Source organism: Mesorhizobium sp. M8A.F.Ca.ET.161.01.1.1 (assembly GCF_004792105.1).
GTDB lineage: Bacteria > Pseudomonadota > Alphaproteobacteria > Rhizobiales > Rhizobiaceae > Mesorhizobium.
This window is the reverse complement of sequence record NZ_SRTD01000004.1, coordinates 242,458-262,207: the sequence shown is the minus strand read 5'-3', so window position 1 is coordinate 262,207 and position 19,750 is coordinate 242,458. Positions and strand designations below refer to the sequence as shown.

The 19,750-nt window shown below is 63.8% G+C and carries 20 protein-coding genes; 9 read left to right on the top strand and 11 right to left on the bottom strand.

The window, feature by feature from the left end:
- The first annotated feature begins 16 nt into the window (after positions 1-16).
- The 4 genes from EN804_RS12795 to EN804_RS12780 all read left to right on the top strand — a co-directional run bounded on the left by EN804_RS12795 (position 17) and on the right by EN804_RS12780 (position 4,432).
- Positions 17-424 carry a 4-oxalocrotonate tautomerase family protein gene (locus EN804_RS12795; protein ID WP_127871414.1) on the top strand — a complete coding sequence of 136 codons (408 nt, stop codon included), beginning with the start codon at positions 17-19 and terminating at the stop codon, positions 422-424.
- A 104-nt stretch (positions 425-528) separates the two neighbouring features.
- Positions 529-2,751 carry an AMP-binding protein gene (locus EN804_RS12790; protein WP_135883332.1) on the top strand — a complete coding sequence of 741 codons (2,223 nt, stop codon included), beginning with the start codon at positions 529-531 and terminating at the stop codon, positions 2,749-2,751.
- Positions 2,752-2,958: 207 nt separating this feature from the next.
- Entirely contained in the window at positions 2,959-3,759 is an 801-nt protein-coding gene (locus tag EN804_RS12785; protein WP_135883333.1) for an NAD(P)H-binding protein, read from the top strand.
- A 79-nt stretch (positions 3,760-3,838) separates the two neighbouring features.
- Positions 3,839-4,432: a TetR/AcrR family transcriptional regulator gene (locus tag EN804_RS12780; RefSeq protein WP_127278713.1), complete on the top strand. Its 594-nt coding sequence runs from the start codon at positions 3,839-3,841 to the stop codon at positions 4,430-4,432.
- Here EN804_RS12780 and pssA read toward each other — a convergent pair.
- The 4 genes from pssA to EN804_RS12760 form a co-directional block, all read right to left on the bottom strand.
- Positions 4,429-5,175 carry a CDP-diacylglycerol--serine O-phosphatidyltransferase gene (pssA, locus tag EN804_RS12775; protein WP_245464392.1) on the bottom strand — a complete coding sequence of 249 codons (747 nt, stop codon included), beginning with the start codon at positions 5,173-5,175 and terminating at the stop codon, positions 4,429-4,431. The two genes, EN804_RS12780 and pssA, sit on opposite strands and share 4 nt — an antisense overlap.
- 75 nt (positions 5,176-5,250) lie before the next feature.
- Entirely contained in the window at positions 5,251-5,949 is a 699-nt protein-coding gene (locus tag EN804_RS12770) for a phosphatidylserine decarboxylase (protein ID WP_127278715.1), read from the bottom strand.
- A gap of 239 nt (positions 5,950-6,188) precedes the next feature.
- A complete protein-coding gene (locus EN804_RS12765; protein WP_135919635.1) occupies positions 6,189-7,061 on the bottom strand; it encodes a hypothetical protein in 873 nt (290 codons plus the stop codon).
- A gap of 41 nt (positions 7,062-7,102) precedes the next feature.
- Positions 7,103-7,459 (bottom strand): hypothetical protein, encoded by a 357-nt coding sequence (locus EN804_RS12760; protein WP_135919633.1) that lies wholly within the window; start codon positions 7,457-7,459, stop codon positions 7,103-7,105.
- Positions 7,460-7,691: 232 nt separating this feature from the next.
- On the opposite strand from EN804_RS12760, the gene EN804_RS12755 reads away from it, so the two are divergent.
- Positions 7,692-8,564, top strand: coding sequence for an SMP-30/gluconolactonase/LRE family protein (locus EN804_RS12755; RefSeq protein WP_127871410.1), 873 nt, complete (start codon positions 7,692-7,694; stop codon positions 8,562-8,564).
- On the opposite strand, the gene EN804_RS12750 is transcribed toward EN804_RS12755, so the two are convergent.
- The 4 genes from EN804_RS12750 to EN804_RS12735 all read right to left on the bottom strand — a co-directional run bounded on the left by EN804_RS12750 (position 8,561) and on the right by EN804_RS12735 (position 12,971).
- Positions 8,561-8,908: an antibiotic biosynthesis monooxygenase gene (locus EN804_RS12750; protein WP_127280728.1), complete on the bottom strand. Its 348-nt coding sequence runs from the start codon at positions 8,906-8,908 to the stop codon at positions 8,561-8,563. The genes EN804_RS12755 and EN804_RS12750 overlap by 4 nt on opposite strands.
- A 218-nt stretch (positions 8,909-9,126) precedes the next feature.
- Positions 9,127-11,010 (bottom strand): ABC transporter ATP-binding protein/permease, encoded by a 1,884-nt coding sequence (locus EN804_RS12745; RefSeq protein WP_135863772.1) that lies wholly within the window; start codon positions 11,008-11,010, stop codon positions 9,127-9,129.
- Between the two features lie 25 nt (positions 11,011-11,035).
- On the bottom strand, positions 11,036-11,329 hold the full coding sequence (locus EN804_RS12740; RefSeq protein ID WP_135883434.1) for a metalloregulator ArsR/SmtB family transcription factor: 294 nt from the start codon (positions 11,327-11,329) through the stop codon (positions 11,036-11,038).
- A 133-nt stretch (positions 11,330-11,462) separates the two neighbouring features.
- On the bottom strand, positions 11,463-12,971 hold the full coding sequence (locus tag EN804_RS12735; RefSeq protein WP_135919631.1) for a LysM peptidoglycan-binding domain-containing protein: 1,509 nt from the start codon (positions 12,969-12,971) through the stop codon (positions 11,463-11,465).
- A gap of 125 nt (positions 12,972-13,096) precedes the next feature.
- Here EN804_RS12735 and EN804_RS12730 point away from each other — a divergent pair, with 125 nt between their 5' ends.
- Positions 13,097-13,708 carry a TIGR00730 family Rossman fold protein gene (locus EN804_RS12730; RefSeq protein WP_127281002.1) on the top strand — a complete coding sequence of 204 codons (612 nt, stop codon included), beginning with the start codon at positions 13,097-13,099 and terminating at the stop codon, positions 13,706-13,708.
- A 46-nt stretch (positions 13,709-13,754) separates the two neighbouring features.
- Here the strand turns inward: EN804_RS12730 and EN804_RS12725 are convergent, their stop codons facing one another.
- Positions 13,755-14,654: a LysR substrate-binding domain-containing protein gene (locus EN804_RS12725; protein ID WP_135863768.1), complete on the bottom strand. Its 900-nt coding sequence runs from the start codon at positions 14,652-14,654 to the stop codon at positions 13,755-13,757.
- 118 nt (positions 14,655-14,772) lie between these two features.
- Between EN804_RS12725 and EN804_RS12720 the strand changes: the two genes are divergently transcribed.
- The 3 genes from EN804_RS12720 to EN804_RS12710 all read left to right on the top strand — a co-directional run bounded on the left by EN804_RS12720 (position 14,773) and on the right by EN804_RS12710 (position 17,110).
- The gene (locus EN804_RS12720) at positions 14,773-15,063 is read left to right on the top strand and encodes a muconolactone Delta-isomerase family protein (RefSeq protein WP_135919629.1); all 291 of its coding nucleotides are present in this window, start codon (positions 14,773-14,775) and stop codon (positions 15,061-15,063) included.
- A gap of 159 nt (positions 15,064-15,222) precedes the next feature.
- Complete coding sequence (locus EN804_RS12715; RefSeq protein WP_135919627.1) at positions 15,223-16,005, top strand: glucose 1-dehydrogenase; 783 nt, start codon at positions 15,223-15,225, stop codon at positions 16,003-16,005.
- 106 nt (positions 16,006-16,111) lie between these two features.
- A complete protein-coding gene (locus EN804_RS12710) occupies positions 16,112-17,110 on the top strand; it encodes a transporter (RefSeq protein WP_135883341.1) in 999 nt (332 codons plus the stop codon).
- On the opposite strand, the gene rarD is transcribed toward EN804_RS12710, so the two are convergent.
- Together rarD and cimA are read right to left on the bottom strand one after the other, a co-directional pair.
- Positions 17,088-18,014: an EamA family transporter RarD gene (rarD, locus tag EN804_RS12705; RefSeq protein WP_135919624.1), complete on the bottom strand. Its 927-nt coding sequence runs from the start codon at positions 18,012-18,014 to the stop codon at positions 17,088-17,090. The genes EN804_RS12710 and rarD overlap by 23 nt on opposite strands.
- A gap of 82 nt (positions 18,015-18,096) precedes the next feature.
- Complete coding sequence (gene cimA, locus EN804_RS12700) at positions 18,097-19,719, bottom strand: citramalate synthase (protein ID WP_189524510.1); 1,623 nt, start codon at positions 19,717-19,719, stop codon at positions 18,097-18,099.
- Positions 19,720-19,750: the final 31 nt, after the last annotated feature.

Below are 19,750 nucleotides of genomic sequence, written 5' to 3'. Positions count from 1 at the left end.
ACCAAGGAGAAGAAAAATGCCCATCATCAATGTCAGCGTCACCGGCAAGCCAGATGCCACCTTGTCCGCCAGCATCGCCAGGGAAGTAACCGAGATCACCGCCACGCATCTGCGCAAGGATCCGACAATCACCGCGGTGGCCGTGTCCTATCTCGATCCGCAGCACTGGTTCGCCGGCGGCAAGTCGCTCGCCGAGCACGGCACCAACACGTTCTGGCTCGACATCAAGGTGGTCGACGGCACCAACACCAAGCTCGAACTGGAAGCCTATCTCAAGGCGATCTTCGACGCCTTTGGCCGCCTGCTGGGCGGCGTGCACCAGGAAAGCTATGCTTTCGTGCACGAGGTTCCGGCAGCCGCCTATGGCTATGGCGGCAAGACGCAGGAGTTCCGTTTCATCAGCGGGCGGCTGAAGGCGGCGTGAGGCGGCCCCCTTCCGCATTGACCTTGCCTCGACTTCCGCTAGGCTCTGCTCTCGAAGCGGCCTCACAAGAGCCGCGATGACAGAACCGTTGGGAGAGACGCGGCATGATCCTGACACTGGCGCTGCTTGCGGGCCTGGTCGTGGCATGGCTGCTGATCGGGGCGGTGGAGAAATTCCGCCTCGACCTGCGTTTCACGCAGGCGCTGCTCTACGTGCCGTTCAAACTCGCCTACCGGATCAGCGACAATCGCATCAGGGTCGCCCGCAAGGCGCAGGTGCCGGTCATCTATGTCATCTCGCACCAGTCGCGCTTCGAGCCGGCACTGATGCTTTCGCTGCTGCCGGACGACACGCTGCATATACTCGACGAGGTCTCGGCGCGCTCGCCATGGCTCGAGCCCTGGCGCGAACTCGGCCGCACCATTGCTTTCAACGCCGAACATGTCTTCGTCAGCCGCCGGCTGGTGCGCGTGCTGAAGGGCAAGGGCCGGCTGGCCGTCTATCTGCCCGATGCGGTCGAGCCCGACGTCAAGACGTTTCGGCTGTTTCGCGCCGTCACCCGCATCGCCATGCAGGCCGATGCCCGCATCGTGCCGATCTTTGTCGCCGGTGCACGCAGCCTGCCGGTCTCGCTGACGCCGGCGGACAAGGCACCGCGTCACTGGTTTCCACGGCTGGCGATCAGTGTCCTGGAGCCAATGACGGTCGCCGAACTGGTGGCGCGCAACCCGGACCAGGCCTCGAACACCAATGCGCTGTTCGACCGTGTCGCCGAGGCCCGGCTTTTCGGCACCGACCTCGACCGCGGCCTGTTCCTGGCCATGCGCGACGCCGCCGACCGCGTCGGCGCCTCGCACACCATCATCGAAGATGTCATCTCGGGGGCCTTGAGCTACCGCAAGATGTTCATCGGCGCACGGGTGCTGGGCAGGCGCTTCGAGGCGGTGACGGCGCCGGGCGAAGCGGTGGGGGTGATGCTGCCCAACGCCAATGGCGTCGTGCTGTCGCTCGTCGGCCTTCTCTCGGCGGGCCGGGTGGCGGCAATGATCAACTACACGGCCGGGCCGGCAAGCGTCACCGCGGCGATCCGCACGGCCGTCATCCGCACCGTTGTCTCTTCGCGTGCCTTTGTCGAGAAGGCCGATCTCGCCGATATCGTCGCCGCGGCCGAAACGGGCGGCGCCCGGCTGCTGTGGCTGGAAGATTTGCGGACCAGCGTCACCACGCTGGACAAGCTTGCCGCCGCCTTGCTGTGGCGCCTGCCACTGCAACGGCAGGACGCGGCCAGGCCGGGCGTGACCCTCTTCACCTCGGGTTCGGAAGGCACGCCGAAGGCGGTCGTTCTGTCGCAAAAGAACCTTCTCGCCAATGCCATGCAGGCCGAGGCGCGGATCACCATTTCGCCGGCGGACATCCTGCTCAACGTGCTGCCGGTGTTCCATTCCTTCGGCCTGACGGGTGGCACCATCCTGCCGCTGGTCACCGGGGTAAAACTGTTCCTCTATCCCTCGCCTCTCCACTACAAGATCATCCCCGAGATCGCGCGCAAGGTGAAACCGACCATCATGTTCGGCACCGACACGTTTCTCGCCAACTATGCGCGCACTGCCAAGGACGGGGATTTTTCCAGCCTGCGCTTCGTCGTTGCCGGCGCCGAGGCGGTGAAGCCGGACACCCGCCGCACCTATCGTGAACGCTTCCAGGCCGAGATCATCGAGGGCTTCGGGCTGACCGAGGCAGCGCCCGTGGTTGCCGTCAACACCGCGATCCACGGCCGCGACGGCACGGTCGGGCGGTTGCTGCCGGCCATCCGCATGAAGCTGGAGCCGGTCGAAGGCATCAATGATGCCGGCCAGTTGTGGCTCGACGGGCCGAACATGATGATGGGCTACATGACCGCGGAGCGCCCCGGCGAACTGCAGCCGCTGACCGGCTGGCACGACACGGGCGACATCGTCGCCGTTGACCGCGAAGGCTTCATCACCATTCGCGGCCGCGCCAAGCGCTTCGCCAAGATCGCCGGCGAGATGGTGTCGCTGGGCGCGGTGGAGATGCTGGTGCAGTCGCTTTGGCCGGAAGAACACCATGCGGCGGTGGCGGTGCCGGACAAGAGGCGGGGCGAGCGCATCGTGCTGGTCACCACCGCTGACGAAGCAAGCGCCGAGGAGTTGCGACAGTTCGGCAAAAAGGCCGGCGCGGCCGAACTGATGGTGCCCAACGACATCGTCAAGGTCGAGGAAATCCCGGTGCTCGGTTCGGGCAAGACCGATTATGTATCGACCAGAAAGCTGGCGATCGACCGGCTGGGGCTTGGCGTGGCGGCTTAGTGCCACCTACGCCAGACTCTTATAAACGCCCCCTTTCGAGGCCCGCTGTCGTCTTCGCATGACCAAGGACCGCGCCATCCTGCCGCAGCGATTCAGATGGACAAATCTAAGGTGAGAGAGTATTCACTCACTGAGTAAGGCAGGCTGAGCATGCATATTTCTGCCAGCGCGACATGACACCTCCTTTGCACGGCGAGGAGATCCAGCATGGCAAAGATCCTCGTCACCGGCGGCACCGGGCATCTCGGACACGATCTCGTGCCGGCACTGACCGCGTCCGGACACACTGTCAGGTTGCTGGCCAGGGAAGCGAGGCTGGACCGCGCCGTCGAATGGGCGCTTGGCGACCTCGCAACGGGCGAAGGCATTGATGAAGCCCTTGGCGACGTCGATACGGTCATCCATGCCGCAACGTTGTCACCGATCGCCAGGCGCGGTATGCGGCCGATCGATTTCTTCTCCAGTCCGTCGGATGTCGACGTCGAAGGCACGCGGCGGCTGCTTGCCGCATCGCAGCGCGCCAATGTCTCGCATTTCATCTTCGTGTCGATCGTTGGCCTCGACTTCAGCACCCTGCCCTATAGCCGCGTGAAGCTGGCGGGCGAGCAGCTTGTGCGAGAGTCGCCACTTTCGTGGTCGGTCATCCGCGCGACGCCATTCTTTTACCTTCTGGCGCAGATGCTGGCCGGGCTGAGATGGCTGCCGGTCTGGCTGCTGCCGACTTCGCCCTCAAATCCTGTCGATACACGCGATGTCGCCAGATATCTGGCCCAGGCTGTCAGCGACGGGGAACGCGGTGTCCGCCCGCAGATCGGCGGACCCGAGGTGATGCCGTTCTCGACATTCGCTCGACAATACCGGGATGTGCTCGGGCTCCGGCGCCTCATTCTGCCGTTTCCGGTGAGTCGAAAGATAAGCCTTGCCTTGGGCCTGGTCGAAACCAGCGAACGGCTGGGAGAAAGAACATGGAAGGCATGGCTTTCCGAGCAGGGTGGATGCGCGCCGTGAGCGATCCTACGATTTCGCGCGAGAATGGTACTGTCGGGCGCCGAATCTCCACCACCAGGATCGAGTGACAGGAATAGCCATGAAGCCGCCATCCGCCGGACGCGAGCGCATTTTACGCGAAGCCATTCGCCTGTTCGCCGAGCGCGGATATGACCGGACCAGCGTTCCCGAAATTCAGGAAGCCGCCGGCCTGTCGCGTGGCTCGGGTGCGCTCTACAAGCACTTTCCCTCAAAGGAGGCGCTGCTTGCCGCGGCAATCGACCGGTTTGTTGGAACGGCGCGGGAAGGACGCGCCGAGCTTGGCGAACAGGTGCTTCCTGTCGATCAGGGGGCGCGGCGGATCGTGGAGAGCATGCTGGAAAAACTCGGCGCGAATCGCGACGTGCTCAGAATCCTGTGGCGCGATCTTGAGCCCTTTCCGGAATTGAAAGCCTCGGCGCGTGGCGAGATCATGCAGAGCACGTACCACGCAGTCGCCGAATGGTTGCGGGAGCGCCAGCGCCAGGGCGAACTGCGTCCCCATGACAGCGACGCGGTCTCCGCCGTCATCGTCGGCAGCGTCGCCATGTTCCGCGTCTTCGAAGCGATCTGGGCCGAGCGCTCGATCGAGGTCAGCGACGAACGCTTCGCGTCCGCCTGGACCGATTTGTTGGTCCGTGGTCTGCGACCCTAACCTATATCCGAAGGCGGCACCTTCTCGCCTTCCAGCCTGGCGCGCTTGGAGTAGGCACGCACGGAAAACGGCAGGAAGATCAGATAGCCCGCGACCGATGCCGTCAGCGTGTACCAGGGATAGGTCATCAGCAGGAGGATATAGAGCACGACGGCGAGGATGACCGGCAGCACCCTGTCGCCAGGGATCTTGACGCTCTTGCCGGAATAGACCGGCAACCGGCTGACCAGCAGGAAGGCGACCAGGATGGTGAAGCCGGTGGCGACGAAGGCGGCCGGCCGGCTGGGCTCCGCCCCAAGGCGCAGGAAATAGAGATAGAGCGGCAGCATCACCAGCACGGCGCCAGCAGGCGCCGGCACACCGACGAAATATTCACTCTGCCATATCGGGCGCTCGGCCTTCTCGTCGTCGAGCACGTTGAAGCGCGCCAACCGCAAACCACAGGCGATCGCGAACAAAAGTGCCGCGATCCAGCCCGGCGAGCCGGCACGGTCGAGCAGGAAGGCATAAAGCACCAGCGCTGGCGCGACACCGAAATTGACGATGTCGGCCAACGAATCCATCTGCGCGCCGAATTTGGAGGTGGCTTTCAGCATTCGTGCCAGGCGACCGTCGATGCCGTCGAGGAAGGCGGCAAGCAGCACCATGACAACGGCGGTTTCAAAGCGGTTTTCGAAGGCAAAGCGGATGCCGGACAGGCCGGCGCAGATGGCAAGCACGGTGACGAGGTTGGGCAGCACCATGCGCATCGGGATCTCGCGGATGCGGGGACCGCCGCTGGCATGGGCCTCGAATTTTTTATACTGCGTGCCCACCGGTCAGGAAATCCGTACGAGGGGCGTGCCGGCGATGCCGCCGAATTCGGCCAGCACCGTTTCGCCGCCGACGGCCGTCTGGCCGACGGCAACGCGCGGCGTGGCGGTCAAAGGCAGGAACACGTCGACACGCGAGCCGAAACGGATCAGGCCGAAACGCTCGCCGGTGCCGATCGAAGCGCCGGCCTCGGTCCAGCAGACAATGCGGCGCGCCACCAGGCCGGCGATCTGGACTGCCGCCACCGTACCGTTGGGGCTCTCGATGACCAGCCCATTGCGCTCGTTTTCGGTGCTCGCTTTATCCAGTTCGGCATTGAGGAACTTTCCAGGGCGATGCTCGATCTTGGCGATGCGGCCGCGCACCGGAGAGCGGTTCACGTGGCAGGAAAAGACGTTCATGAACACGGAGATGCGGGTCATCTCGACATTGCCGAGGCCAAGCTCGCGCGGTGGCACGGCAGGCCCCACCGCCGAAATGATGCCGTCGGCGGGGCTTACCACCAGGCGATCGTCGACAGGCGTGACGCGCTCGGGATCGCGGAAGAAATAGACGCACCAGGCGGTCAGGATCAGGCCGACCCAGAACAGGATCGAGGAGAAATAGCCGAGGAACAGCGTCGCCGCGCCAAAGGCCGCGATGAAGGGATAGCCTTCGCGATGGATCGGTACGAACGCGTTCTTGACCGTGTCGACAAGGCTCATGGGCTGGGGGCGGTCCCTGTTTCAGGTCCGGCCTCAATAGCGGAAACACCCCCTGCCCGCAACGCGACAATCGGCGGCGCGAGTTTGTCGCCAGCTTTCGCCGCGATGGCGACCCGTGCTGGTCGTCGAGCAGAGCGGCACCGGCAAGTGGCATCGCTCAGCGCCGCCACGCCGATGAAGTGTTCTTCTCGAGTAAGCAATGGCAGCTGAAGGGCCTGCTCGGATCCACCACGAACAATTTATTCGCCAGCTGCGGCGGTGAGGTCAAAATACTCCTGAAGCTCATTTCGATGAACCTCCGCAAGACTTTCTTCGTGGTCGCCGCGGAGCAGCACGCCACGATCCGGGTACGACTGGAAGAGAAAAGCGTGACCACCAGCCATCACCACCCAATTCACAACCGGCCCCTCCGCACGCTGAACGACCGAATTCGCCGAAACGATAGCCTTGGTCGGATCGACCCCAATCTTTCGCAACAGAAGATCGACGGCAACCGGCGCATGATACTCCTCCGCTAGCTCAATCACTTTTGCTACCATTTGCCCGTCCGCGTACCCGAGCCTGCGGCCAACGCGCGGCGCGCCGGCTGTGAATAGGTTTTCACCGGGGCGAATAATCGCTGGTGCCTCTGGAGGTATGCACTCATAAAATGCTGCGTGGCTGCCCGTTGCAACGCACAGGCGAGGCTCATTCGAATTGGTCCGGAGTTGAAAAACCAATTGCTTCTCGCCATCGACATCCAGCATCCTGGCCATGCCCAGCAACAATCTGACCTCCGGCGGCGTTGCATTGGCGCAAGCGAGACTGACTCCCACGTTCCGAGCGCTGATCATCTGACCGACCAGCTCGGCGATCGATTGATGGAGGAGCCGAGGTTCACGACGAGGATTGGCCATTGCCAACTGAAGTATGGCCTCATCGAAGGTCTCGTCTTCGACAACTCGCAGGTCAGGCCAGGACACGATCCAGCGCGCCAACAGCTCGATCATTGGTGAAGCTTCGTCGGCGTCGTAGAACGCATGGTCAAGTGTATCGAGAAAATCGTCGCGGCCGCCCTCGAAGCCAGTCTGTTCTTCGGCCTCGTCAGGGTGATCGGCGACCCAGGTGGACATCTTTTCGAGAGCCGCCAATTGCCCTTTTGCGCCAATGGCCGTCAGAGCCGCGCGGGCGTTTGCAACCTAGCGTCGAACTCCTCGCCGGCATTATGGATGAATTGACTATGGCCACCGTTCTTTACCTCCGCCGAATACAAATCAGCATGGGAGACCTGCATCGCCTTCGGGTTAATCTCCCATTTACGGTAAAGCCCCTCGGAAACCATGCTGTGGATGAACTTCTCAACAGCGAAGACGACTTCGAAAGGTTCTTCATTCGCCTCATCTACGATCGACCGGGGCACGATCACCGGCAACAAGAACCGGGGTCTCGATGCATGCCTCGCTGCTGGAGACTGGACACCAGACGAAGCCTGGGCGATTCTCTTGGATATTCTGGAGAAAAAGCCAAACATTCAAAAATCCCTAAGTGCTAGGAAAAACTTCCCACGGGTTATTGTGACGAAACAATATCGGCAGCACAATGGGATATAGGAATTCAAACCTGAGCTATCGGGACCTCAAAGTGAGGGGCAGCGTTCCGGCCAACGAAAATGCTGACGCTGAAGTCGGGACACCCATCCCCCGCCCGTCCTTGATGAGACGACGCCGTCTTGCAAGCCGTCGTCCAACAAGGAGTTCCTCGCTATGCAGAACCACGCTCTTCACCCGCTTCCCCAGCGTCTCATTGCCACCGGTCTCGCCTTCGGCGAATCGCCGCGCTGGCATGACGGACGCCTGTGGGTCTGCAACTGGGGCACCGGCGAGATCATCGCTGTGGACGAAGGCGGCAAGAGCGAGGTCATGCTCACCATCCCGGCCGTGCTGCCCTACTCCATCGACTGGCTGCCGGATGGCCGGCTGCTGGTGATCGCGGGCCGCGAAGGCCTGCTGTTGCGGCAGGAAGCCGATGGCTCGCTCGTCACCCATGCCGATCTGCGAGCCCTCTCCAAAAGCCCATGGAACGAGATCGTCGTCGATGGACGCGGCAACATCTATGTCAATGGCGGCGGGCCGGCGCCGGCTGCCGGCGAGCATTTCGGCCCCGGCACCATCGTGCTGATCACGCCGGAGGGCACGATCGGCCAAGTGGCTGACAGCATCGCCTTCGCCAATGGCATGGCGGTGACGCCCGACAACAAGACGCTGATCATCGCCGAATCCCATGCCAGCCGGCTCACCGGTTTCGACATCGCCGCCGACGGCACTATGTCCAATCGGCGCGTCTGGGCCGCGCTAGACGGATATCCCGATGGCATCTGCCTCGATGCCGAAGGGGCGGCCTGGTACGCCGACGTGCCCAACAAACACTGCGTGCGGGTGCGCGAAGGCGGCGACGTCTTGCAGACCGTCACCGCCGATCGCGGCTGCTTTGCCTGCATGCTGGGCGGTGCGGACAGGAAAACGCTGTTCATCACCGCCGCCGAATGGCGCGGCTTCGAGCACATGGTCAGCGATGCCCGCACCGGCCAAGTGCTCGGCATTAAAGCGCCGGCACCCGGTGTCGGCTGGCCGGGCTAGAGCCCAGGAACCCGCTGATAGTTGGCGATGTCGGCCCTGACGCCGAGCCGGGCGAGCGTCTCCTGCGGGTTGAAGGCAACGCGTTCTTGCGCCGCCTTGACGATCGGCACGACCTTGTCGACGGCCGCCTGGCTTTCCCATTCGACGATCGTCACCAGATTGAATTCACCTGGCCCCGAAAATTGCTCTAGCAGGAAATCCTGCACGAAACCCTGCTGCTGGCGCAGCAATTCGTGTGTCGTCCTGACCTTGCTAAGGATCTCCTCGCGCGCGGCGGCGGGTACGACGAACTTGTCGACCCTGAACACGCTGCTGCCGTTAACGTTCTGATTCGTAACGCTCATATCCATTTGTCTCGTCCTCGAGGATGCTGTTTCGCGGCTCTCGAGCGACGGTCTACAATCTCAACTTAAGTTGAGGTCAAGCAGGATTCTCGATTGATTTGTGGAAAGGCCCAGACAGCGGCGCCTGCTCCGAAAGAAACCGGAGATGACCGCGGGACAGCCCCCCTCTGCCTTGCCGGGCATCTCCCCCACAAGGGGGGAGATTGGCACTCCACCGACTACGACACTTCCGACGTGCGCCTGCGCACGACGACACCCAGTTCGTCGCTTTCGCGGGCAATGCGCAGCCGCTCCTCGGCCTCGGTCGCCTCGCGCTGGCGGTCCCACATCGAGGCGTAGAGGCCGTGCTTTCGCATCAGCTCGACATGGGTGCCGCGCTCGGCGATCTGGCCATCCTTGAGCACGATGATCTCGTCGGCCGAAATCACCGTCGACAGGCGGTGGGCGATGACGATGGTGGTGCGGCCTTTGCTGACCAGGTCGAGCGCGGCCTGGATCTCCTGTTCGGTGTGGCTGTCGAGCGCCGAAGTGGCTTCGTCGAGCATCAGGATGGGCGGCGCCTTCAGGATGGTGCGCGCGATCGCCACGCGTTGCTTCTCGCCACCGGAAAGTTTCAGCCCGCGCTCGCCGACCATCGACTTGTAGCCGTCCGGCAGCTTCTCGATGAACGGTCCGATCTGGGCGAGTTCGGCGGCCTTGCGCACCTCCTCCTCGCCGGCGCTGACACGGCCGTAGCGGATGTTGTAGGCGATGGTGTCGTTGAACAGCACCGTGTCCTGCGGCACCATGCCGAGCACCGCGCGCAGGCTGTCCTGCGTCACATCCCTCACATCCTGGCCATCGATCAGCACCTGGCCACCCTGCACGTCGTAGAAGCGGAACAGCAGCCGCGAGATGGTCGACTTGCCCGCCCCCGACGGCCCGACAATGGCAACGGTCTTGCCGGCCGGCACCTCGAAGGAGACGCCCTTCAGGATCTTGCGGTTCGGATCGTAGGAGAAGTGGACGTCGCGGAACTCGACCTTGCCGGCGCTCACGGCCAGCGGCTTGGCGTTGGGCTTGTCGACGATCTCCTGCGGCACGTCGAGCAGATCGAACATGTGCTCGATGTCGGTCAACCCTTGCCGGATCTCGCGATAGATGAAGCCGATGAAGTTGAGCGGCACGGAAAGCTGCACCAGCATGGCATTGATGAAAACGAAATCGCCGACGCTCTGGGTGCCGGCCTGCACCTCCAGCGCCGACATGCACATGACGACGACCGTGCCGACGCCGAAGATGAAGCCCTGGCCGAAGTTCAGCCAGCCGAGCGAGGTCCAGGTCTTGGTGGCGGCGATCTCGTAACGCGCCATCGAGCGGTCGAAGCGCTCGGCCTCCATGCGCTCATTGGTGAAATACTTGACCGTCTCGAAATTGAGCAGCGAGTCGATCGCCTTGGTGTTGGCGTCGGTGTCGCTGTCGTTCATGTCGCGGCGGATCGAGATGCGCCAGTCGCTCGCCTTGACCGTGAACCAGACGTAGAGGCAGACGGTGATCGCCACCACGGCCACGTATTTCCAGCCATAGGTGAAACCGAATATGCCGGCGGTCAGCGCGAATTCGAGGATCGTCGGCGCCGTGTTCAGCATGATGAAGCGCACGATCGTCTCGATGCCCTTGGTGCCCCGCTCGATGATGCGCGACAGGCCGCCGGTGCGGCGCTCCAGGTGAAAACGCAGCGACAGCTGATGCATGTGCACGAAGGTGCGGAAGGCAAGCTGACGCACCGCATGCTGGCCGACCCGGGCAAAGAGAGCGTCGCGCAGCTGGTTGAAGCCGAGCTGGACGAGCCTCAGCACATTATAGGCAATGACCAGCATCACCGGGGCAAGCATGAACGACGGCAGCGGCGGGGGCGATTTGAAGCCTCCCGCCAGCGCATCGGTTGCCCATTTGAAGAAATAGGGACCGGCGACCAGCGTCACCTTGGCCACGACCAGCAGCAGCGTCGCCCAGGTCACCCGTGCCCTTAGGTCGGCGCGATCGGCAGGCCACATATAGGGCCAGAGGTTACGCAATGTCGTGAGTGTCGAGGTGTCGGCGGAGACGGTTTTTTCGGCCACTTTTCTTGCCTTTTGGGTGAGAGGATCAGCGGCCGGAGCAGCAGGAATTGATGAGCGCGCCGAGCGACGCCGATACGTCGGCAAGTGCCGCGCGATCGACGGCATAGCGCGATCGTTGACGATCGGGCTCGAAGCGGACAAGGCCGGCCTCGACCAATATTTTCAGATGCTGGGAGATGGTCGACTGCGCCAGATCGAAATGGTCGACAACCTCACGGCAGCAGCAGGAATTGCTGGCGGACAGATGCCTCAGTATCTCGATCCGGGCCGGATGCGAAAGCGCTGCGAACCGCGCCGCGACAAGGCGGCTGTCCGGCATGCAGCCAGGCGCCGCCGAGGCGGCGTGGTCTGATACGGGGATGTATTCTGTCATCGTTCATCGGCGATAGACGATGAGCGATGACAGGGCAAGCTAGGCCGATGGGTAGATCGCCGGAATTGCCGATCTCTCGCTATTGCGTCTTCGCCGGTGCAGTGGTCGCCTGCTCGCCCATCGCCTTGAGGTCGGCGGCTTCACCTTCCTTCGACTTTTCCGGGACTTTGAATACCTGCCCCGGCCAGATGCGGTTCGGATTCCTGATCTGGTCCTGGTTGGCGAGGTATATGGTGGAGTAGCGCACGCCGTGACCATAGACGCGCCTTGAAATCCGCCACAGCGTATCGTTGCGCCGAATGACGACCGCGCCGTCGGCATGTTCGAGCTTGGGCGACACGACTTCGGGCACGTCGCTTGGCGGCGTGGCTGCCGCGACAACGGCCGGTGCCGGGGCCTCTGCGGTTGGTGCGGACTCCGCCGGAGCAGCAGCGGCAACAGCAGGCGCCGCAGCGGCTGGTGCCTCCGCGGCAGCAGGCGTAGCGGGCTTGGTCTCTGCCGGCTTGGTCTCGGCCGGCTTGGTCCCGGCTGGGGCAACGGCGGCGACCGCCTCGCCCGGCTCGCGCTCGAAGGGTACGGCGGCGCGAGCCACCACCTTCACGCCGTCGGCATCGAGGCCGTCGACATGGATGGTATAGCTGCCGACCGGAATGTCGCGCGTCGCCTCGACCAGAAAATGGCCGTCCGGCGACGTCTGTGCGTCGCCGAGCAGAATGTCGTTGGCATAGGCGCGCACCTTGCGGCCCGGATCGGCGAGGCCGGCGACAAAAATCTTGTTGCCGTCGATTTCGACCGCCTCGACGACGATCTTGGGTTCAGCCACAGCGGGCGCGGCCGGTGCCGCCGGAGCGGGTTGTGCCTCAACCACGGCTGGCGCGGTCGGCGCCGGCGCGGCGGGCGCTGGAGCGACCGTCGCGGGCGCTTCAGCAGCCTGGTCGCCGGTTGCCGGCGCCGGCTTTGTCTCGGGTGTCGGAACCGTCAACAGTTCGGCCGGCTTGCCCGGCTCCTCGACCATGGCCAGCACCTGGCCAGCCGCATTCGCGGGCACCGAGACCACGGCAGTCTGCGCCGAGGCGGTCACGACCGTGCCGACGGTCGAACGCAGCGCGATCGTATAGTCGCCGGGCTTCAGCGGATCGTCGAGCACGATGACAAAGGCGCCATCGGGACCAGCCACCGTCGAGCCGATCACCGTTGAGCCGTTGAGGATTTCGACCTTCGAGTTGGGCGCCGCCTTGCCGGCAACGACGATCGAGCCGTTGCTCTCGACGCGCACGACGTCGAAAGTCGGCGCGATCGGACCCGCCGTCGCGGGCGCCGCAGGCGCCGCCGCATCGGTTGCGGGTGCTGCCGGGGCTGTCGCCTGGGGTGCCGCGGCCGGAGCGGCCGGCACCGCCGGAGCCGGCAGCCGCCCTTCCGTGCCGGGGTCGGCGGGTTTCGGCGCCGCGGGCGGCGTCAAGGCCGCCACTTGCGCCGGCGGCGCGGGATGAAGATACGGGTCGAGCGCGCCCGATACATAGGCGGTTCCCGCCGCCGCGACGGTCCCACCCGCCGCGAACAGGAACGCCTTCAATGGATTAATTGCCATATTTCCCTACCCCTTAGCCACCTAACGCCGGTCTAGCGTGTTTTGCCAAAGCCGACAAGAAAAAGCCCGCCCTTGTCAGCCTTTGGGCTTGACCAGGCTTCCAGACCCAATCACCAATCATCCGTATGAACACGATTCGATCCGTCTGCGTCTATTGCGGCTCGTCTCCGGGCCGCGATGAAATCTATGTCAAGGCCGGCCATCTGCTTGGACGCTCGATTGCCAAGGCAGGGCTGCGGCTGGTCTATGGCGGCGGCACCAAAGGCATCATGGGCGCTGTCGCCGAAGGCGCGCTCAAGGCCGGCGGCAAGGTGACCGGCATCATTCCGCGCTTCCTCATCAACAGGGAAGCCACCGAAACCGCGCTTGACCGGCTCGACGAGTTGTTGATCACCGACAACATGCACGAGCGCAAACATAAGATGTTCGAGAAATCCGACGCCTTTGTGGCGCTGCCCGGCGGCATCGGCACAGTCGAGGAAATCGTCGAGATCATGACCTGGGCGCAGCTCGGCCATCACCGCAAGCCGATCGTCTTCGGCAATGTCAACGGATTCTGGGACCCGATGACGGCGTTGCTTGATCACATGGCTGGGGAAGGCTTCATTCACACCGCTCAGCGTGTGAAGCCGCTGGTCGTCAACGACCCCGAGGCCATCGTCGCCGCCATCATGGTGGCCGGGTCGTCGGTCGACGCGCCGACGGAAGGCGTCCAGTCGGTGATCGACAAGATGTAGAGCTAGGGGGCAGTACGTTTGCATTGCCCGAGCGCACGCTTTTCCCCTACTCCCTACTCCCCTCCCTCCGAGCAGCCTCCCGCAGATCGGCGATAACCGCGCGCCGGTCCTGCCGTCGCCAGGCGAGATGAATGGAAACCATGCGCCCGAACCACGGCATGTCGCGGAACAGGATCGAGGGGGGCGCGGCAGTGCGCAGGCTTGCCTGCACGGTGGCGAGACCAAGGCCAGCGCTGACAAGGCCGAGCGAGGTCAGCGGGTCGGCCGTTTCATAAGCGATATCGGGTACGAAGCCAGCCTCGGCGCAAGCGGCGAGGAACTGGCCACGATTGGTGTCGTCGGGCTGGCGCACCACGGTGATCCAGACGCGGCCGTCGAGATGGTGCGGCTGGATATCAGCCACATCGGCCAGCGGATCGTCTTCGGGAATGGCCAGCACCAGCGGCTCGTGGCGCAGCGGCGTGCTGGCGATATCGGGATCGTCGGCAGCCGCGGGAGAATACACCAGACCAAGATCGAGCGAGCGCTGCCGAAGCCCCTCCATCTGCGCCGCCGAGCGCAGGCTTCTCAGCTGCAGGTGAAAATCCGGCCGGTCGCGGCGGAACTGGCGCAGCATGCCGGCGACAAGCCCGGCATGAACCGCACCCTCGACATAGCCGATGGCAAGGCGCCCGGTGGAACCGCTGGCCAGGTTGCGGCCAAGCTCCTCCAACCGGCTCGCATTCGACAACAAGGCACGGGCCTCGGTCAGGAAGGCGCGGCCCTCGGCATTGAGATGAACGCGCTGCTTTGCCCGCTCGAACAGGGCGACGCCAAGCTGTTGCTCCAGCTGCATGATCTGCCGGCTGAGCGGCGATTGCGAGATATGCAGCAATTCAGCGGCTCTACCGACATTGCCGGTTTCGGCGACGGTGACGAAATATCTGATCTGGCGCAGGTCGAACATTTTTGCTCCTCGAAACCCAAGTCCTCTCAGGTCTCAACTTTAGCCTAATCAGTCTTGGACAGTCTGACCATGCGGCGCGATATCTCCTGCCATCAACCACTGACAACAGGAGATCGAAATGCAGTTCCTTGCCCTTCTTACCCGCAACACGGAAAAGTTCACCGACGCGGATTTCGCACCCGTTCTGCCTGACGAGGCCGAACAGCGCCGCACCCTCTATGCGGAAGGCGCGGTGCGCCAGATCTGGAATCGCGGCGACATTCCCGGCAGCGGCATGATGTTCGAAGCCGGCAGCGACGCCGATGTGCGCGGCCATCTCGCCACTCTGCCGCTGGTCAAGGCCGGCATGATGGATATTGCCGCGATCGTGCCGCTCAACCCCTATCCGGGATTTGGGCCGAAGCGCTGAGGCTGACGGCCGCGACAACCGCGGCCGCCAGCCGGGCGCCAAGGCGACAAAGCGCCTTGCATGTCATCAAGCCACGCGGCACGCTGGTGCTGCCGCTTGCCGAGGCCAGACGGGCCTTCGCGCTGGCGGCCGACAGTTCGCGATCGATGAAGGTGCAAATTGCATTCGACTGACTATCTCGGCCGCCTGTTCGGCCTCGAAGGCAAGCATGCCTTCATCACCGGCGCCAGCCGCGGGCTGGGCCTGGCCTTCGCGGAGGCGCTTGCGAGCGCCGGCGCTCGCGTCACGATCGGCGGCCGTAAGGCCGGCGATCTGAAAGTGGCCGCAGACAGGCTGCGCGCCGCGGGCCATTCGATCGCGGAAGCGGTCATCGACGTGACCGACACACAGTCGGTCGATAAGGCGGTCGCGGCGGCGGAAACGGGCACCGGACCGATCGACATCCTGGTCAACAATGCGGGCATCCAGCGCCGGGCGCCGCTGGAAAGCTTTAGCGACTCCGACTGGGACGCGCTGATGGCCACCAACCTGGACGGCGTGTTCAAGGTGAGCCGGGCCGTCGTAAAGGGCATGATCGCTCGCCAAAGGGGAGCGATCATCAACGTCTCCTCGGTGCAGAGCGTGCTCGCGCGCCCTTCGATCGCGCCTTACGCGGCGAGCAAGGGAGCCATCACCATGCTGACCAAGTCGATGGCCGGCGAATGGGGCCAGCACGGCGTGCGCGTCAACGCCATCGCGCCGGGCTATTTCAGGACCGAGCTCAACGCCGCGCTGGTCGCCGACGAGAAATTCTCCGGCTGGCTGACGGGCCGCACGCCGATGCGGCGCTGGGGCGAGGTGCAGGAACTTGCTGGAGCCGCCGTGTTCCTGGCTTCCGACGCCGCCAGTTTCGTGAGCGGACAGACACTGCTGGTGGATGGCGGGATCACCAGCGTCCTGTAGGAAGGCGCCGTCACGAAACAGTCACACTAAATCGGGGATGCCATGCTAGAAATCGGACCCGGCCGCCCCCGCGACCCCGACCGCATCAGAGACCGGCGAAGCCGCCATGAATATCGCCCTCCCCGCCGAAGGCACCGACCTGTCGCCTTACCTGCCCGATGAGCACGGGCTGTTCTTCATCTACCACTTTACCGCCGAGGGCGCGCGCACCAGGGATGCCGCCGCCGCGCACTGGACATGGCGCAGCTACCAGCTTTCCGACATGCGCGCCCGCCACGAGATCGGCGCCGATAAGGCCTTGCCGGCGCCGGTGCGCGAAGCCTTCCTGGGCGCCAGTCATGGCTGCCATATCGACCTCGAGGATGACTGGCTCTACGGCGATCTGCCGGACCTGCGCCATGACTATTCGGCGGAAGCCGGCGGGCTTGGTCATTTCCGCTTCGCGCTCAACGATACGATGCTGGTCGGCGCCCGCAAGCAACCGCTGCAATCGGTCGACAACATCCGCAAGGCGATCGAGAACGGATCGCGCAAGTTCCGCTCGCCGGCCGAGCTGATCGAGGCTGTCGTCGGGCAGTCGTTCGACGGCATGGCGGCGGAACTGGCATCACTCAGCGACAGTCTCGACGGCATCGAGGACCGTATCGTCTGCGACGCATGGCACAATGAGCGGCAGGCGCTGGTCGATGCGCGCCGGCACCTGGTGGTCATCCACCGGCAGATGGCGACGCTGACAAATCTGTTTCGCCACCTCGACCATTCGCACCGCAACGACCTGCCGGATTCGATCAACGACATGGCAGCGCGGCTTTCGCACCGCGCCCAGACGCTGCACTATGACGGCGAGCAGTTGCAGGCGCGCACGCGGTTGCTGCAGGACGAGCTGATGGCCAAGCTGACGACGCAGTCGAACCGGCTGCTCTATGTGCTCTCGGTGATGACGGCGGTGCTGTTGCCGATGACCATCATCTCGGGCCTGTTTGGCATGAATGTCGGCGGCCTGCCGCTGGTCAACACCCCATTGGGCTTCTGGGTGGTCACCGCCGTATCGCTGCTGATCGCGGGCGCGACCTATCTTTTCGTCAGGCGGCTCGGACAGATGTAGCCCGGCGCGCCGTCGCCAGCATGGACCAGGAATAGATCGCAAGCGCCGCCCAGATCAGGGCAAAGGCGATAGCCTGCGTTGTACCGAACGGCTCGTCGAAGATCAGCACGGCAATCAGAAACACCATGGTCGGCGCTATGTACTGCATGATGCCGATGGTCGAGAGGCGCAGCAGCTTGGCGCCGAAGGCGAACAGCAGCAGCGGCACGGCGGTCACCGGCCCGCAGCCGATGAGCAGCGCGGTGTCGGTGCCATTGCCGGAGACGAAATGGTCCTGTCTGGTGGCGATCAGGAAGACGATGTAGCCCAGCGCCGGCACCGACAGCAAAAGCACTTCGAGCAGGAAACCCTGGCTGGGGCCGATCGGCAGCGTCTTGCGGAAGAAGCCGTAGGCGGCGAAGGAAAACGCCAACGCCAGCGACACCCAGGGCAGCTTGCCGCCATCGATCGTCAGTACGGCGACGGCAACCGCGGCAAGCGCCACCGCCGCGATCTGCAGCCGGTCGAGCCGTTCGCCAAGCAGCAGCGCGCCGACCACGACGTTGACCAGCGGGTTGATGTAATAGCCGAGGGCTGTCTCGACGGTGCGGTCGACGGCGATCGCCCAGACGTAAATGCCCCAGTTGACCGAAATCAACGCCGCCGTCAGCGCCGCCATGGCGATGGTACGGGGCGAGCGGATCGCCGCCTTGAAATCGGCCGTGCGGCCGGCCCAGACCAGGACCGCCGCGGCAATCGGCACCGACCAGACGATGCGATGTGCAATGACCTCGGCAAGCGGCAGATGCGCCACCGCCTTCATGTAGAAGGGCAGCAACCCCCACAAGAGATAAGCGCCCAGCGCCAGCAAGAAGCCGCGGCGGGCTTTTGAATCTGTATCGGAGGCAATTGCTTCAGCGGCCATGGCCCAACGCTATGGCCCAGTAACCTTGGCAAGACCATCGCAAAGTTCTGATGGATCAATGGACTTTCGCTGATGGTTCAACTTACTCCGCAGCCACCAGCCCCGCCATCTCGCGGTTCTTCATCAGCTTGTAGATGATTGAATCCATCAGCGCCTGGAACGATGCGTCAATAATGTTTTCGGAGACACCGACCGTCCACCAGCGGGCGCCGGTGCCGTCATGCGATTCGATGAGCACGCGGGTGATGGCCTCGGTGCCGCCATTGAGGATACGCACCTTGAAGTCGGCGAGTTCGAGATCGGCGATCTCGTTCTGGTATCTGCCGAGATCCTTGCGGAGCGCGATGTCGAGCGCGTTGACCGGGCCATGGCCCTCGGCCACCGACATCTTCTCCTCGCCCTCGACCAGCACCTTGACCACCGCTTCCGATACCGTCTTCAACTGTCCGTTGGCATCGAAGCGGCGCTCGATCATGCAGCGGAACGAGGTGACGTGGAAGAACTCGGGCAGGCCATGCAGCATCTTGCGCGCCAGGAGTTCGAAGGAGGCGTCGGCACCCTCATAGGCATAGCCCGACGCCTCACGCTCCTTTACCACGGATATCAGGGCGTCGAGCCGGTGATCGTCCTTCGGCACATCGATGCCGCGCCGCTTCAACTCGGCGAGGAAATTGGCCTTGCCGCCCTGGTCAGAGACCATGACGCGGCGACGGTTGCCCACGGATTCCGGCGGCACGTGCTCATAAGTCGCTGGCTCCTTGGCAAGCGCGGAAGCATGAATGCCGGCCTTGGTGGCAAAGGCGGACGAGCCGACATAGGGGGCCTGCGCTTCCGGGGCCCGGTTCAACAATTCGTCGAAGGCGCGGGACAGCCTTGAGATGCCGGTCAGCGATTCGGCTGAAATTCCAGTCTCGAAGCGGTCGGCGAAAGCCGGCTTCAGCGCCAGCGTCGGCACGATGGAGATCAGATTGGCGTTGCCGCAGCGCTCGCCAATGCCGTTCAGCGTGCCCTGGATCTGACGCACGCCGGCTTCGACGGCAGCAAGGGAATTGGCCACCGCCTGGCCGGTGTCGTCATGGGAGTGGATGCCGAGATGCTCGCCCGGGATGCCCGCCGCGATGACCTTTTCAACGATTGCCCGCACTTCCGAGGGCTGCGTGCCGCCATTGGTGTCGCAAAGCACCACCCAGCGCGCGCCGACATCATAAGCTGTCTTCGCGCAGGCAAGCGCATAGTCCGGGTTGGCCTTGAAGCCGTCGAAGAAATGCTCGCAATCGACCATTGCTTCCTTGTCCGAAGCGACTGATGCCTCGACGGACACCTTTATGCTCTCGAGGTTCTCCTCGTTGGTGCAACCGAGCGCCACGCGAACATGGTAGTCCCAGCTCTTGGCGACGAAGCAGATGGCGTCCGATTTCGACTGGACGAGTGCCGCCAGTCCCGGATCGTTGGAGGCAGAGACCCCAGCCCGCTTGGTCATGCCGAAAGCGACGAATTTGGCGCGTGCCGTGCGCTTTTGCTGAAAGAAGGCGGTATCGGTCGGGTTGGCGCCGGGATAACCACCTTCGACATAGTCGAAGCCGAACTCGTCGAGCAGTTTGGCAATCGCGATCTTGTCCTCGACCGAAAAGTCGATGCCCGGCGTCTGCTGGCCATCGCGCAGTGTGGTGTCGAAGAGATAGAGGCGTTGTTTTGTCATGGCCATAGCTCGAAAAGTCGTCGCAGAGCGCAGTCAG

Coding starts and splice junctions, on each gene's coding strand:
- EN804_RS12790 (WP_135883332.1), top strand. CDS start 529: ATGATCCTGACACTGGCGCTGCTTGCGGGCCTGGTCGTGGCATGGCTG.
- EN804_RS12770 (WP_127278715.1), bottom strand. CDS start 5,949: ATGAGCCTTGTCGACACGGTCAAGAACGCGTTCGTACCGATCCATCGC.
- cimA (WP_189524510.1), bottom strand. CDS start 19,719: ATGGCCATGACAAAACAACGCCTCTATCTCTTCGACACCACACTGCGC.
- EN804_RS12710 (WP_135883341.1), top strand. CDS start 16,112: ATGAATATCGCCCTCCCCGCCGAAGGCACCGACCTGTCGCCTTACCTG.
- EN804_RS12725 (WP_135863768.1), bottom strand. CDS start 14,654: ATGTTCGACCTGCGCCAGATCAGATATTTCGTCACCGTCGCCGAAACC.
- EN804_RS12795 (WP_127871414.1), top strand. CDS start 17: ATGCCCATCATCAATGTCAGCGTCACCGGCAAGCCAGATGCCACCTTG.
- rarD (WP_135919624.1), bottom strand. CDS start 18,014: ATGGCCGCTGAAGCAATTGCCTCCGATACAGATTCAAAAGCCCGCCGC.
- EN804_RS12740 (WP_135883434.1), bottom strand. CDS start 11,329: ATGCCGGACAGCCGCCTTGTCGCGGCGCGGTTCGCAGCGCTTTCGCAT.
- EN804_RS12755 (WP_127871410.1), top strand. CDS start 7,692: ATGCAGAACCACGCTCTTCACCCGCTTCCCCAGCGTCTCATTGCCACC.
- EN804_RS12780 (WP_127278713.1), top strand. CDS start 3,839: ATGAAGCCGCCATCCGCCGGACGCGAGCGCATTTTACGCGAAGCCATT.
- EN804_RS12720 (WP_135919629.1), top strand. CDS start 14,773: ATGCAGTTCCTTGCCCTTCTTACCCGCAACACGGAAAAGTTCACCGAC.
- EN804_RS12760 (WP_135919633.1), bottom strand. CDS start 7,459: ATGTTTGGCTTTTTCTCCAGAATATCCAAGAGAATCGCCCAGGCTTCG.
- EN804_RS12785 (WP_135883333.1), top strand. CDS start 2,959: ATGGCAAAGATCCTCGTCACCGGCGGCACCGGGCATCTCGGACACGAT.
- pssA (WP_245464392.1), bottom strand. CDS start 5,175: ATGGTGCTGCCCAACCTCGTCACCGTGCTTGCCATCTGCGCCGGCCTG.
- EN804_RS12765 (WP_135919635.1), bottom strand. CDS start 7,061: ATGTCCACCTGGGTCGCCGATCACCCTGACGAGGCCGAAGAACAGACT.
- EN804_RS12735 (WP_135919631.1), bottom strand. CDS start 12,971: ATGGCAATTAATCCATTGAAGGCGTTCCTGTTCGCGGCGGGTGGGACC.
- EN804_RS12750 (WP_127280728.1), bottom strand. CDS start 8,908: ATGAGCGTTACGAATCAGAACGTTAACGGCAGCAGCGTGTTCAGGGTC.
- EN804_RS12730 (WP_127281002.1), top strand. CDS start 13,097: ATGAACACGATTCGATCCGTCTGCGTCTATTGCGGCTCGTCTCCGGGC.